Below are 12,718 nucleotides of genomic sequence, written 5' to 3'. Positions count from 1 at the left end.
GAAAAGACTATGTACGACTGGCTCAACGCCTTGCCGAAGGCTGAACTGCACCTGCATCTGGAAGGCTCGCTGGAGCCCGAGCTGCTGTTCGCCCTGGCCGAGCGCAACAAGATCGCCCTGCCGTGGAACGACGTGGAAACCCTGCGCAAGGCTTACGCCTTCAACAACCTGCAGGAATTTCTCGACCTGTATTACCAGGGCGCCGACGTGCTGCGCACCTCGCAGGACTTCTACGATCTGACCTGGGCCTACTTGCTGCGCTGCAAAGAACAGAACGTGATTCACACCGAACCGTTCTTCGACCCGCAGACCCATACCGACCGTGGCATTCCCTTCGAAGTGGTGCTCAACGGCATCGCGGCGGCGCTGAAGGATGGCGAGACGCAACTGGGCATTACCAGCGGTTTGATCCTGAGCTTCCTGCGCCATCTGAGCGAAGCAGAAGCCGAGAAAACCCTCGATCAGGCGCTGCCGTTCCGCGATGCGTTCGTTGCGGTCGGTCTGGACAGTTCCGAGATGGGCCACCCGCCGAGCAAATTCCAGCGCGTGTTTGATCGCGCCCGCCACGAAGGCTTCCTGACCGTCGCCCATGCGGGTGAAGAAGGCCCACCGGAGTACATCTGGGAAGCCATCGACCTGCTGAAAATCCAGCGCATCGACCACGGCGTGCGCGCCATCGAAGACGAGCGCCTGATGCAGCGGATCATCGACGAGCAGATTCCGCTGACCGTCTGCCCGCTGTCGAACACCAAGCTCTGCGTGTTCGATCACATGTCGCAGCACAACATCCTCGACATGCTCGAGCGGGGCGTGAAGGTCACGGTGAATTCCGATGACCCGGCGTACTTCGGTGGTTATGTGACCGAGAACTTCCATGCGTTGCATGAACACCTCGGCATGACCCAGGATCAAGCCAAGCGCCTGGCGCAGAACAGCCTGGATGCGCGCCTGGTAAACCCCTAAGCCTCACCGCAAATCCCTTGTAGGAGTGAGCCTGCTCGCGATAGCGGAGTGTCAGATATAAATAATTAAACTGACACACCGCCATCGCGAGCAGGCTCACTCCTACAATTGGATCTGTGTTTAGCCTGGGATTTGGGTTTCAGTCAGCTCCTCAAGGGTCTTGCCCCGCGTCTCCATTCCGAACAGCCACACCACCCCCGCCGCGATTGCAAAGCATGCCGCGCCCAGCGCAAACACCCCGCCCTGCCCGGTAATCGGGAATACCAGCCCGGTGACCAGAGGTCCGAGCAGCGAGCCGACCCGGCCAATCGCCGAGGCAAAGCCTGAACCGGTGGCGCGTGCCGACGTTGGGTACAACTCGGGCGTGTAGGTGTAGAGCACCGCCCACATGCCGAACAGAAAGAACTGCATCAGCAACCCGGTACTGATCAGCAGCGCGACGTTGCCGCCGAACACCGCGCTCTGCCCGTACAGAAACGCCATCACGCCCCCGCCAAGCAGCGTTACGATGCACACCGGTTTGCGCCCCCAGCGCTCGACCAGCCAGGCGGCCATGAGAAAACCCGGAATCCCGCCCAGCGAAATCAGCACCGTGTAATACACCGACTGCGTCACGGCAAACCCCGACTGTTGCAGCAACGCGCTGAGCCACGAGGTCAGCCCGTAAAAGCCGAGCAAGGCGAAAAACCACAGGCTCCAGATCATCGTCGTGCGCTGGCGATACTGCGGCGACCAGATCTGCTTCAGCGCAGCGAAGAAATTGCCCGGTGGCGTCACGGTGCGCGGCAAGCGCAGCGGTTCAGGTAGTGCCGCACCGCCAAGCGAAGCACGCACCCGCGCTTCAATACCGTTCAACACCTTGTCCGCGTCGGCGTCGCGCCCGGCCTGTTCCAGCCAGCGTGGCGACTCGGGAATGAAAAAGCGGATCGCCAAAACAAACACCGCTGGCACCGCCAGCACCAGAAAGATGTCGCGCCAGCCAATCACCGGCAGCAGAAAGTAAGACAACACGCCGGCCGCGACGAAACCGAGCGGCCAGAAACCATCCATCAAGGCGATGTAGCGCCCGCGACGTTGCGCCGGAATCAGCTCCGACAGCATCGACTGGGCAATCGGGAATTCCATGCCCATGCCGATCCCCAACAGGATACGGAACAGGGTCAGTGTCTCGACCGTTTGCGCCGTCGAACACAGATAACTGGCCACGCCCCAGAGCACGATGCTCCACTGAAATACCGGCTTGCGTCCGAAGCGATCGGCGAGCATCCCCGACAGCGAGGCGCCCAGCACCATGCCGAAAAAACTCGAACTGGCGAGCAGTCCGGCCTGTGCGCTGCTCAGGCCGAACTCGGCTTTGATCGAGCCGAGCAGGAACGTCATCATCGCCAGGTCCATGGAGTCGAAGAAAAACGCCAGGGCGATGATGATGAAGATGATCCGGTGATAACCGCTGATCGGCAGGCGTTCGAGACGTTCTGCCGCGCTGTAGCGCTGTGTTTGCATGCTGCTTCCCCCCTCCGAAATACCCCGGAACGAGTGTGCGCGATAGCGATTCGGCGTTGCTGCTGGATGCGACCTGTTCGCAGCCATCAACGACGCGAGATACGCAGGTGCAATTCGGGCAGCCTGCGTACACCGCTCTGCTACGCCAGTTCCAGCTCGGTGTCTTTGGCGAAACGGTGCAATTCGCGTTGCCCGGTGGCCGTCAGTTGCAAGGCTCGGGAGTCGTTGGGCAACGTCAGCCAGCCGGACTGCATGAACAACTGCAGCAATGCCGCGCCGAGTGAACCGCCCATGTGCGGACGCCGCTCACTCCAGTCCGGGCAGGCACAAGCCACTTGCACGTTGCGATGGGCCAACGCCTGAATGAACACGCCACGGTCGGCCAGCAACCTGGCGCCCTTTTGGGTCACCGCGACGCGATGCTCCAGCTGCTCGACCCAGCCGGCATCGAGCAGGCGCTGGTACAGATCGGCGGCCAGCGTACCGCCCAGGTGATCGTCACAAAACCGTGCGCGCAACAGCGACGACGGTGCGGTCTGCGGTTTGGCCAACGGCGTGCTGCGCTTGAACACCTCGGGAACCTCGCGCGGCGCACTGGCGATGGTGGCGCTGGCGAGAGCTTCTATCGCCGCGCCGACCTCGGGCGCCGCGAGGCGGAAAAACCGCTTGCGACCACGGACTTCGACCCTCAACAGACCACCGGTGGCCAGGCGCGTCAGGTGCGCACTGGCCGAGGACGGCGATAGCCCCGCCTGTAGCGCAAGCTCCTCGGTCTGCCGCGCCGCGCCATCCATCAACGCCCACATCATCGCGCTGCGCTTGGGGTCGGCCAGCAACGTGGCGATCTGGCTGATGCAAGGTGCATGTTCCATGTGTTCACTCCCTGTTGAATCGTATCGTCTACTGCTCGGAGACATCTTGGCCGGTAATCAGTCGTCGGCCAAGACGCGAAAATCGCCATGAACCGGGGCGAGGCAAGCCACTGACGCAGCCTGCCCCGGCACAGCACCCGCAGCAGATGCGCGACCGTCACGCCAGTACGGGCGACGGGGTGCGAAGGTCTCCGGGCCGGGGTGGCGGTGCTGGCATGAGGCGGGCGCTAGTATAAGCGGGTTAGGCGCCGCGTCCTGCGCTCGGGCCTGCACAGTTGGTGATTGTTGCTGAGAGAAATTTCTCTATTTACCTGCGACTAATGATCAACTTTTGAAAAAACGCGAAATTGACTACTCAATTCAGCGCAACGGCTGGCGAGCATGTCGCGCAGAAGGTTCACCGGCTTACTCAATTGTGCGCGATGAGCGCACAACAGATTCAGCGGTGCGCGCTCACAGAGCAGTTCCGGCAGCAGCACTTTGAGACGCCCGGCGAGTACATCGGTGCCAACGTCGAGCCAGGATTTATAGGCGATCCCGGCACCTGCCAGTGCCCATAAGCGTACGACGTCGGCGTCGTCGCTGAAACGGTCGCCGCTGACCGTGAGGCCGACTTCGCGCTTGCCGTCATGGAAACTCCAATGGTCATGGACGCGGCTGCCGAGCATGTACAGCAGGCAATTGTGCTGGGCCAGTTGCTCGAGCTGGCGCGGCTCGCCATGCCGGGCCAGGTAAGCCGGGGACGCACAAAGCACACGACGGTTGTGCGCGGCGATGGGCAGCGCGACCAGGCTGGAGTCCTCTGGCTCGCCGTACCGCAAGGCGATGTCCACCGGCTGGCGGAACAGATCGGCGATGCGGTCGCCGAGCAGCAAGCGCACGGTCAACCGCGGGTGCTCGCGCTGGAACTCGTCGAGCCAAGGCAGCAGCAGGTTGCGGCCGAAATCCGACGGCGCGGACAGCTGCAAAATCCCGCTGACCTGATCCTGGCCACTGGCAAGCAGGCGCCGACCTTCATCGAGATTGCTCAGCGCCGCGCGTGCGTATTCAAGAAATCCCTCGCCCTCGGCGGTCAGGCGCAGACTGCGGGTCGAGCGCGCGAGCAAACGCGCACCCAATTGCTGCTCGATGCGCTTCAACGCCGCACTTGCCACCGCGGCAGACATGTCCATCACCCGCGCCGCTGCGGACAGGCTGCCCAGATCCGCCGCGCGAACAAACAACTGCAGGTCATCGAAACGCAGCATCCTCAGCCTCGATTATCAAAATAAAATTGAAAGAGACTGCTGTTTTAGCCGGTTTTATCGCCAACAGAAATAGCGAATCATCTCTCCATCGATTTTCTCGCCGCGCAAATGGAGCCCAACATGTCCCAGCCCTTCACTGCCATCGCCACCCTGACCGCCAAACCCGGCCAGCAGGACGCCCTCGAACAAGCCCTGCGCACGCTGGTTGCACCGAGCCGCGCCGAGGCCGGTTGCGGCCAGTACGACCTGCACCGCGACCTCGCCGACCCTCAGGTTTTTTACGTGATCGAGCAGTGGGCCAGTGAAGAGGTGCTACAGGCGCACAACGTCAGTGAGCACTTCCAGCAGTTTCAGCGCAGTGCCGGCGACACCATCGAACACTTCCAGCTCAAGCACCTCGGCGCGATTGCCTGATTTCTTCTTCTATCAACCGTACGGAGCCTTTCATGAAAGCCATCGCCTATTACGCATCCTTGCCGATCAGCGACACCAACGCCTTGCAGGACATCGAACTGCCGGAACCGGTCGCCGGCCCGCGCGACCTGCTGGTGGAAGTCAAAGCCATTTCGGTCAACCCGGTCGACACCAAAGTGCGGCAGAACGTAGCCCCGGAAAACGGCGCTGCGAAAGTGCTGGGCTGGGACGTCGCTGGTGTGGTCAAGACCGTGGGCAGCGACGTGACGCTGTTCAAGGCCGGCGATAAAGTCTTCTACGCGGGGTCGATCGCACGTGCCGGCGGCAACAGCGAGTTGCATGTCGTCGATGAGCGCATCGTCGGTCACATGCCGAAAACCCTCGGTTTTGCCGAAGCCGCCGCGCTGCCGCTGACCGCGATCACGGCCTGGGAATTGCTCTTCGAGCGTCTGCAAATCAGCGAAGGCAACACCGACGAAGGCCAGAGCCTGCTGATCGTCGGCGCGGCCGGCGGGGTCGGTTCGATCCTCACGCAGTTGGCGAAGCAACTGACCGGCCTGAAGGTCATCGGCACCGCGTCCCGCGAACAGACCCGCGACTGGGTCAAGGCGTTGGGCGCCGATGTTGTGATCGATCACAGTCAGCCGTTGAGCGAAGAACTCAAGCGCGCCGGCCTCGACAGCGTGACCCATGTCGCCAGCCTGACCCAGACCGACCAGCATCTGGAGCAACTGGTCGAGGCGTTGGCGCCGCAGGGCAAACTGGCGCTGATCGACGATCCGAAGTCGCTGGACGTGAGCAAACTCAAGCGCAAGAGCCTGTCTCTGCACTGGGAGTTCATGTACACCCGCTCGCTGTTCGAGACGCCGGACATGATCGAGCAGCACAATCTGCTCAACCGCGTCGCGCAACTGATCGATGCCGGCACTTTGAAAACCACTGTCGGCGAACACTTCGGCACCATCAATGCAGCCAACCTGCGTCGCGCCCATGAACTGCTGGAAAGCGGCAAGGCCAAGGGAAAAATTGTTTTAGAAGGTTTCTGAGAAACCGGAACTCGCAGCCTGTGCCAGCGCTAGAGCGGCTGGCAGGGCTGCGAGGTTTTTTGCCGTCAGTCCGATGCCCAGGCGTTGTCACAATTGCGATCGTATTCAGGTCTACAATCGAAGCCTCTGCGATACATCTTTTACGCAAGGGAGGTCAGCAATGAAGATCCTGATAAAAGAAGTGGCAAAGTCTCAATGGCAGGTTCGCCTTGACCAGCATGTCGTGACCTTTCGCAGTGAAGCCGAAGCACTGGCTTTCACTCGCACCCTCGAAGCGCGACTGCGCGCGCCCCATCGCATTCCCGAATACAGCCAGCAGCGCGCTGCCGGCTGAGACTGTTTACGCCTCGGCCTGGGCTTGCGCCAATGCCCGGGCATTCTGCAGGCGGCGGGTGAGCAAAGCGACGCTGACTACCAGCAACCCGCACAGGCTGATGACCATGGCCATCGGCACGGCGCTGCCATCGTGCAGTACACCCACCAGCGCGGCCGCACCGGCGGCGATGCTGAATTGCAGACAACCGAGCATTGCCGACGCGCTGCCGGCCCGCGCCCCTTGGCCGTTCATCGCACAGGCAGATGCGTTGGGGATGATGCAGCCGAGGCTGGCGATGCAGATGAACAACGGAATCAGCAACGGCCACAAGGCTTCCGGCCGCATCGCGCCGACCGCCAGCAAGGTAAGCCCTGCGAGAAAGTACACCCACACCGCACGCACCAGCAGAAACGCCGGGCCGCGCTTGGCCAACAGCCGCGCATTGACCTGCGCCACCAGAATGAAACCCGCCGCGTTGGTGCCGAACAGCCAGCCGAAATGCTCGGCAGGCACGCCGTACAACTTGATGAACACAAAGGGTGAACCGGCGATGTAAGCGAACATGCCGGCGATGGCGATACCGCCGGTGAGTGCGTGGCCCAGATAAACCCTGTCCTTGACCAGTCGCGTGTATTGGCGCAATGCGCCCGACAGTGGCTGGCGTGGCACGTGTGCTGGCATGCTTTCCGGCAGGCCAAGCGCCACGGCCAGAGCCGCGAGGGCGCTGAAACCGGTCAGCACCAGAAAGATCGACTGCCAACCGCTGGTATTGACCAGCAGACCGCCGAGCATCGGCGCCAGAATCGGTGCCAGGCCCATCACCAGCATCAGTTGCGAGAAAACCTTCGCCGAGCCCACCGCATCGCACTTGTCGGCGACCACCGCACGGGAAATCACCATACCCGCGCATCCGCCGAGCGCCTGGACGAAACGCGCGCCGATCAGCCATTCCAGACTCGGCGCATAGGCACAGGCCAATGACGCCAAGGTGAACAGGCCGACGCCGCTGAGCAATGGAATCCGTCGACCGAACCGGTCGGAAATCGGCCCATAGGCGAGTTGGCCCAGCGACAGGCCGAGGAAGTACGCCGCCAGCGTCAGCTGCACATGCTGCTCATCGGTGCCGAATGCCAGCGCCATGGCCGGAAACGCAGGTAGATAGAAGTCGATCGCCAATGGACCGAAAGCGCTCAAGGCGCCAAGTATCAAAATGGTACGAAAGTTCATCGGGCATCCAGGTGGGCGGGTCGCAGCCCGACAGTCTAGCTGCGCCCGGACGCCTTGAACATTCCGATAGCTCGCTAACGAAAAAAATTCAGACGAGCTTCACCGGATAACCTTCTTCGCTGATCGCTTCGATGATCTGCGCGGCATCCAGCTGGCTTTCGACGCCGACTTCTTTAGCGGCCAGGTCGACGCGCACGCTGGCCGCCGGATCCCTGGCCTGCACGGCGTTGGTGATGGCTTTGACGCAATGGCCGCAAGACATGTTTTGAACGGTGAACACTTGCATGCGATGTCTCCTTTGAGTGAGGTTGCCGGCAGTTTCGAGCTTGCCACGATGGCAAGGTCAAGTTCTGGCAAAAACTGCCGGGCTGGCAATCGGCGCCGCGCTCGGCCAAGCTGCGTACATCAATGACTTAAATTGCAGGAGATGCAGCCATGCGCTGGTCAGCTTTCAGCCTGTTTGGCTTTCTCGGTCTTTTCGCCGCCGCCGCGCCTGTGCAGGCTGTCGGGGAAGATTACGCGGTACTGATCATTTCCCGCGAGCGCCTGGAAGTGGCGACCTCGTGCGAAATTGGCGTGTACATCCAGGATCAGCTGTCGGCGCGGCTGTTTCAGGAGCAGAGCACTTCGTTCAACCTGCCGCCGGGCAAGGTTTCGTTGCGCTTGAAGCTGTTGCCGGGACAAGTACCCGGTTGCAATCCGGGCTTGCTCGCACCCGGCTCGCAGGAAATAAAACTGCAAGCGGGCGATATACAGAAATACCGGATAGCGATGAATCAGGAAGGCATGTACCTCAAGCGCGCCGATCTCGGCTACTGAACCAACCTGAAACTGTGGGAGCCAGCCTGCTGGCGATGAGGGTGTGTCTGCGGACTTCATTGCTGAATGACACACCGCCATCGCCAGCAGGCTGGCTCCCACATTTTTTGCTTCGCGGCGTTTGAAATAATGACGCTTGACCTTGCCCGCATGGCAAGGTTGATCCTTGCAGGCCTCTACTGCAGGGAGTACGACCGATGTCCGATTCCACCACGTTTGATCTGCCGATTGCCGGCATGACCTGCGCCAGTTGCGCCGGGCGTGTCGAGCGCGCCTTGAGCAAAGTCAGCGGCGCCCGCGACGTCAGCGTCAACCTCGCCACTGAACAGGCCCGCGTGCAGGCGCCGGGCGACAGCTTGCCGGCGTTGCTCGAAGCCGTTGAGCGCGCCGGTTACAGCGTCCCCCAGCAAACCCTCGAATTGAGTATCGACGGCATGACCTGCGCATCCTGCGTCGGCCGCGTCGAGCGCGCGTTGAACAAAGTCGCCGGGGTGAAAAGTGTCAGCGTCAACCTCGCCAATGAACGTGCACACCTGGAATTACTCGGCCAGGTCGAACAGCAAAGCCTGCTCGATGCGGTGAGCAAGGCCGGTTACTCCGCCAGCGTCTGGCAAGCCGAAGCGGCGAAAACCGATAACCAGCAACAGCGCCTCAAGCACGAGCGCTGGGCGCTGATTTGCGCGATTGCTCTGGCCCTGCCGCTGGTGGCGCCGATGGTGCTGCAACCGTTCGGCCTGCACTGGATGCTTCCGGCCTGGGCGCAATTCGCTCTCGCCACGCCGGTGCAATTCATTTTCGGCGCACGTTTCTATGTCGCCGCGTGGAAAGCCGTGCGCGCCGGCGCCGGCAACATGGACTTGCTGGTGGCCCTGGGCACCAGCGCCGGTTATGGCTTGAGCCTCTATGAATGGGCTACCGCCGCCGGACGCATGCCGCATCTGTATTTCGAAGCCTCGGCGGTGGTCATCGCCCTGGTGCTGCTCGGCAAATACCTGGAAAGCCGCGCCAAACGCCAGACCGCCAGCGCCATCCGTGCCCTTGAAGCGTTGCGCCCGGAACGCGCGATTCAAGTGATCGACGGCCGCGAGCAGGACGTCGCCATCAGCGCCCTGCGCCTGAATGACGTGGTGCTGGTCAAACCCGGCGAACGCTTTCCGGTCGACGGCGAAGTCATCGAAGGTCAGAGCCATGCCGACGAAGCGCTGATCAGCGGCGAAAGCCTGCCGGTGCCGAAACAACCCGGCGACCCGGTGACCGGTGGCGCGATCAACGGTGAGGGACGCCTGCTGGTGCGCACTCAGGCGCTCGGCGCGGAAAGCGTACTGGCACGGATCATCCGTCTGGTCGAAGACGCGCAAGCGGCGAAAGCGCCGATCCAGAAACTGGTGGATAGAGTCAGCCAGATTTTCGTGCCGACGGTGTTGCTGATTGCTCTGGCAACACTGATTGGCTGGTGGCTCTACGGGGCCCCGATGGAAACCGCGCTGATCAATGCCGTCGCGGTGTTGGTCATCGCCTGCCCTTGCGCCCTCGGCCTCGCCACGCCGACCGCGATCATGGCCGGCACCGGTGTGGCGGCGCGCCACGGCATTCTGATCAAGGACGCCGAAGCGCTGGAGCGCGCCCATGCCGTCAGCAGCGTGGTGTTCGACAAGACCGGCACGCTGACGTCGGGCACACCGCGTATTGCCCGTATGAGTGCAATCGATGGCGACGAAGACACCCTGCTGAAACTGGCCGGGGCGCTGCAACGCGGCAGCGAACATCCATTGGCCAAAGCGGTGCTCGATGCCGCCGCCGAACGCGGCCTGGATGTGCCGAATGTCAGCGACAGCCAGTCGCTGACCGGGCGCGGCATCGCCGGTACGCTGGACGGTCGCCGCCTGGCCCTGGGCAATCGACGGCTGCTCGAAGAAAGTGGATTGAGCGCCGCGCCACTGAACGACAGCGCCACGGCCTGGGAAACCGAAGGCCGCACCTTGTCGTGGCTGATCGAGCAGAGCCCGCAACCGCGCGTCCTTGGACTGTTCGCTTTCGGCGACACGCTGAAACCCGGCGCGCTGCAAGCCGTGCAACAGCTTGCCGCGCGCCATATCCACTGCCATCTGCTGACCGGCGACAACCGCGGTAGTGCGCGGGTGGTCGCTGAGGCGCTGGGCATCGCCAATGTCCACGCCGAAGTGTTGCCGGCAGACAAGGCAGCTACCGTCACCGAACTGAAGAAGGCCGGCGTGGTGGCGATGGTCGGCGACGGCATCAACGATGCGCCGGCCCTGGCCGCCGCCGACATCGGTATCGCCATGGGCGGCGGCACCGATGTCGCCATGCACGCCGCCGGAATCACCCTGATGCGCGGCGACCCGCGACTGGTGCCGGCAGCGCTGGAGATCAGCCGCAAGACCTACGCGAAGATCCGCCAGAACCTGTTCTGGGCCTTCGTCTACAACCTGATCGGCATTCCGCTGGCAGCGTTCGGTTTCCTCAATCCGGTGCTGGCCGGCGCCGCCATGGCCTTGTCGAGCGTCAGCGTGGTGAGCAATGCGCTACTGTTGAAAACCTGGAAACCCGACGATCTGGAGGAACAGCGATGAACATCGGCCAAGCGGCCCGGCAGAGTGGCCTCAGCGCAAAAATGATCCGCTATTACGAGTCGATCGGGTTGCTCAAAGCGGCCCATCGTACCGACGCCGGTTACCGCGTCTACGGTAGCGATGACTTGCACACCCTGGCGTTCATCAAGCGCTCGCGGGACCTGGGTTTTTCGCTCGAAGAAGTCGGCAAGCTGCTGACCCTGTGGCAGGACCGCCAGCGCGCCAGCGCCGATGTGAAGGCCCTGGCGCGCCAGCACATCGACGAGCTGAATCAGAAGATCCGCGAGCTGGGCGAGTTGCGCGACACCCTGCAGGATCTGGTCGAACACTGCAGCGGCGACCAGCGCCCCGACTGCCCGATTCTCAAGGAACTGGCGTCGGGCTGCTGCGCGCAACCCGCGCGCGCCTGAGCGCCAACACCTTCAGCCCAAGCAGCGTGCCGAGGGGAATGCCATGGAACAGCATGACCACGGCGCCCGGCGTCCACCCTTCATAGAACGGTGCGGCAATGAGCATACCGATGCCGAAACCGGTCATTTGCAGCAGAGTGAGGACGCTGAAGATCGGCAGGCGCAGTGACTCGGGCTCGCGTTGCAGGCGCGACATCAGGCTGACTTCGGAAATCCCGTCACCGAGGCCGGCCGGCAGGGCAAACAACAGCAAGCCATACAGGCTGTGCTGCTGGAACATCAGGATGAACCCACAGGACATCACGGCCACGCCGAGGAAATATCGACGCTGCAAATCGCTGTTGCCCGTAGTCTTGAAGTGACTGGCGATACGCGCACCGAGCAACTTGCCGCAGGCCCACACCGCCAGTGCCTGGCCCAGGGTGGTGCTGGCCGACTCCGGCGTGAGCAGTTTCGAAATGATCGGGAAGCCGACGTTGTGCGCGGCGCTGCCGAGGGTATCGGCCATGGTCACCGCGAGCATCGCCGCGACCACCGGGGCACCGCGCAGACCTTTTTTGAGTGCGGACCATTCGCCGCGTTCGGGTGCTTGGTCGACCGTCGTGGCGGCAAAACGCAGCGGCACAATCACCAGCGCGGCCAGTACATAGGTCAGCGCATTCAGGGCGAACACCGTTGCAAAACCAAACCCCGCCACCAGCAATCCCGACACCAGACTGCCGCCGACCATTGCCGCCGACGAGGCTGAAGTGATCCAGGCATTGGCCTTGAGCAACTGCGCCGGCTCGATCAAGCGCGGGAGCTGGCTGTTCACGCCGATTGCAAACATCGAATTGCCAAAGCCCAGTACGAAGGCAATCAGCGGTAGCAGCAGCAATTGTTGGCCGACCGGCACAATCAGCAGCAACGCCAATGCACTGGCGCGCAGCAGGTCGAAAGCGATCAACGGCACACGGCCGCTGCAGCGGCGGTAGAACGCGGTGCCGATCAGGCTGGCAAAAATCCCGCCGCCGACGCGGCTGGCGAGGAAGATGCCGACGCTCATGGCGCTGTTGCTCAGCAGGTAGACGTAAGTGGCCAACGCGACCATGTTGAGGAAAGCGCCGAAATCGGAGATCAGCCGCGCACTGACGATCAGCTGGAGATTGCGGGGGGTGGGCACATTCAGTCCTTGAGTGTGGTTGGAGCCGGTGAGAGTCCCATACAACTTCCAACAACACCACAACCCCTGTAGGAGTGAGCCTGCTCGCGATTGCGGCGGTTCAGCCGATGGAGATGCTGACTGTGCTGACGCTATCGCGAGCAGGCTC

Annotated in this window: 13 protein-coding genes; 7 read left to right on the top strand and 6 right to left on the bottom strand. The window is 62.4% G+C overall.

All coding sequences use genetic code 11. The features are described from left to right. Window positions 1-9: 9 nt before the first annotated feature. Window positions 10-963 (top strand): adenosine deaminase, encoded by a 954-nt coding sequence (locus tag BLU52_RS01855; protein WP_090281178.1) that lies wholly within the window; start codon window positions 10-12, stop codon window positions 961-963. 120 nt (window positions 964-1,083) lie between these two features. On the opposite strand, the gene BLU52_RS01850 is transcribed toward BLU52_RS01855, so the two are convergent. The 3 genes from BLU52_RS01850 to BLU52_RS01840 form a co-directional block, all read right to left on the bottom strand. Then, entirely contained in the window at window positions 1,084-2,466 is a 1,383-nt protein-coding gene (locus BLU52_RS01850; RefSeq protein WP_090281174.1) for an MFS transporter, read from the bottom strand. 140 nt (window positions 2,467-2,606) lie between these two features. Further along, entirely contained in the window at window positions 2,607-3,338 is a 732-nt protein-coding gene (locus BLU52_RS01845; protein WP_090281171.1) for an ArsR/SmtB family transcription factor, read from the bottom strand. Between the two features lie 317 nt (window positions 3,339-3,655). Then, entirely contained in the window at window positions 3,656-4,585 is a 930-nt protein-coding gene (locus BLU52_RS01840) for a LysR family transcriptional regulator (RefSeq protein WP_090281169.1), read from the bottom strand. A gap of 120 nt (window positions 4,586-4,705) precedes the next feature. Here BLU52_RS01840 and BLU52_RS01835 point away from each other — a divergent pair, with 120 nt between their 5' ends. The 3 genes from BLU52_RS01835 (at window position 4,706) to BLU52_RS26745 (ending at window position 6,379) form a co-directional block, all read left to right on the top strand. Further along, complete coding sequence (locus tag BLU52_RS01835) at window positions 4,706-4,999, top strand: putative quinol monooxygenase (protein ID WP_090281167.1); 294 nt, start codon at window positions 4,706-4,708, stop codon at window positions 4,997-4,999. 32 nt (window positions 5,000-5,031) lie between these two features. Continuing rightward, on the top strand, window positions 5,032-6,045 hold the full coding sequence (locus tag BLU52_RS01830) for a zinc-binding alcohol dehydrogenase family protein (RefSeq protein WP_090281164.1): 1,014 nt from the start codon (window positions 5,032-5,034) through the stop codon (window positions 6,043-6,045). Between the two features lie 160 nt (window positions 6,046-6,205). Next, window positions 6,206-6,379 carry a hypothetical protein gene (locus tag BLU52_RS26745; protein WP_167359882.1) on the top strand — a complete coding sequence of 58 codons (174 nt, stop codon included), beginning with the start codon at window positions 6,206-6,208 and terminating at the stop codon, window positions 6,377-6,379. A gap of 6 nt (window positions 6,380-6,385) precedes the next feature. Here the strand turns inward: BLU52_RS26745 and BLU52_RS01825 are convergent, their stop codons facing one another. Next, window positions 6,386-7,588: a multidrug effflux MFS transporter gene (locus tag BLU52_RS01825; protein ID WP_090281161.1), complete on the bottom strand. Its 1,203-nt coding sequence runs from the start codon at window positions 7,586-7,588 to the stop codon at window positions 6,386-6,388. A gap of 88 nt (window positions 7,589-7,676) precedes the next feature. Continuing rightward, window positions 7,677-7,874 carry a heavy-metal-associated domain-containing protein gene (locus BLU52_RS01820; RefSeq protein ID WP_090281158.1) on the bottom strand — a complete coding sequence of 66 codons (198 nt, stop codon included), beginning with the start codon at window positions 7,872-7,874 and terminating at the stop codon, window positions 7,677-7,679. Between the two features lie 149 nt (window positions 7,875-8,023). Between BLU52_RS01820 and BLU52_RS01815 the strand changes: the two genes are divergently transcribed. The 3 genes from BLU52_RS01815 to cueR all read left to right on the top strand — a co-directional run bounded on the left by BLU52_RS01815 (window position 8,024) and on the right by cueR (window position 11,408). Then, window positions 8,024-8,407 (top strand): hypothetical protein, encoded by a 384-nt coding sequence (locus BLU52_RS01815; RefSeq protein ID WP_090281155.1) that lies wholly within the window; start codon window positions 8,024-8,026, stop codon window positions 8,405-8,407. A 197-nt stretch (window positions 8,408-8,604) separates the two neighbouring features. Continuing rightward, window positions 8,605-10,998, top strand: a complete 2,394-nt coding sequence (locus BLU52_RS01810) for a heavy metal translocating P-type ATPase (RefSeq protein WP_090281152.1) — start codon at window positions 8,605-8,607, stop codon at window positions 10,996-10,998. Beyond that, complete coding sequence (gene cueR, locus BLU52_RS01805) at window positions 10,995-11,408, top strand: Cu(I)-responsive transcriptional regulator (protein ID WP_090281149.1); 414 nt, start codon at window positions 10,995-10,997, stop codon at window positions 11,406-11,408. The genes BLU52_RS01810 and cueR overlap by 4 nt, the downstream gene beginning before the upstream one ends. On the opposite strand, the gene BLU52_RS01800 is transcribed toward cueR, so the two are convergent. Then, a complete protein-coding gene (locus tag BLU52_RS01800; RefSeq protein WP_090281147.1) occupies window positions 11,362-12,570 on the bottom strand; it encodes an MFS transporter in 1,209 nt (402 codons plus the stop codon). The genes cueR and BLU52_RS01800 overlap by 47 nt on opposite strands. Window positions 12,571-12,718: the final 148 nt, after the last annotated feature.

This window comes from Pseudomonas granadensis (genome assembly GCF_900105485.1).
GTDB classification, from domain to species: Bacteria; Pseudomonadota; Gammaproteobacteria; order Pseudomonadales; family Pseudomonadaceae; genus Aquipseudomonas; species Aquipseudomonas granadensis.
The sequence above is the reverse complement of the archived record's forward strand: the minus strand, read 5'-3'. Positions and strand labels throughout refer to the sequence as shown.

Bases quoted from the DNA above. Each gene is read 5' to 3' on its own strand.
- BLU52_RS01855 (WP_090281178.1), top strand. From the start codon at position 10: ATGTACGACTGGCTCAACGCCTTGCCGAAGGCTGAACTGCACCTGCAT.
- BLU52_RS01850 (WP_090281174.1), bottom strand. From the start codon at position 2,466: ATGCAAACACAGCGCTACAGCGCGGCAGAACGTCTCGAACGCCTGCCG.
- BLU52_RS01845 (WP_090281171.1), bottom strand. From the start codon at position 3,338: ATGGAACATGCACCTTGCATCAGCCAGATCGCCACGTTGCTGGCCGAC.
- BLU52_RS01840 (WP_090281169.1), bottom strand. From the start codon at position 4,585: ATGCTGCGTTTCGATGACCTGCAGTTGTTTGTTCGCGCGGCGGATCTG.
- BLU52_RS01835 (WP_090281167.1), top strand. From the start codon at position 4,706: ATGTCCCAGCCCTTCACTGCCATCGCCACCCTGACCGCCAAACCCGGC.
- BLU52_RS01830 (WP_090281164.1), top strand. From the start codon at position 5,032: ATGAAAGCCATCGCCTATTACGCATCCTTGCCGATCAGCGACACCAAC.
- BLU52_RS26745 (WP_167359882.1), top strand. From the start codon at position 6,206: ATGAAGATCCTGATAAAAGAAGTGGCAAAGTCTCAATGGCAGGTTCGC.
- BLU52_RS01825 (WP_090281161.1), bottom strand. From the start codon at position 7,588: ATGAACTTTCGTACCATTTTGATACTTGGCGCCTTGAGCGCTTTCGGT.
- BLU52_RS01820 (WP_090281158.1), bottom strand. From the start codon at position 7,874: ATGCAAGTGTTCACCGTTCAAAACATGTCTTGCGGCCATTGCGTCAAA.
- BLU52_RS01815 (WP_090281155.1), top strand. From the start codon at position 8,024: ATGCGCTGGTCAGCTTTCAGCCTGTTTGGCTTTCTCGGTCTTTTCGCC.
- BLU52_RS01810 (WP_090281152.1), top strand. From the start codon at position 8,605: ATGTCCGATTCCACCACGTTTGATCTGCCGATTGCCGGCATGACCTGC.
- cueR (WP_090281149.1), top strand. From the start codon at position 10,995: ATGAACATCGGCCAAGCGGCCCGGCAGAGTGGCCTCAGCGCAAAAATG.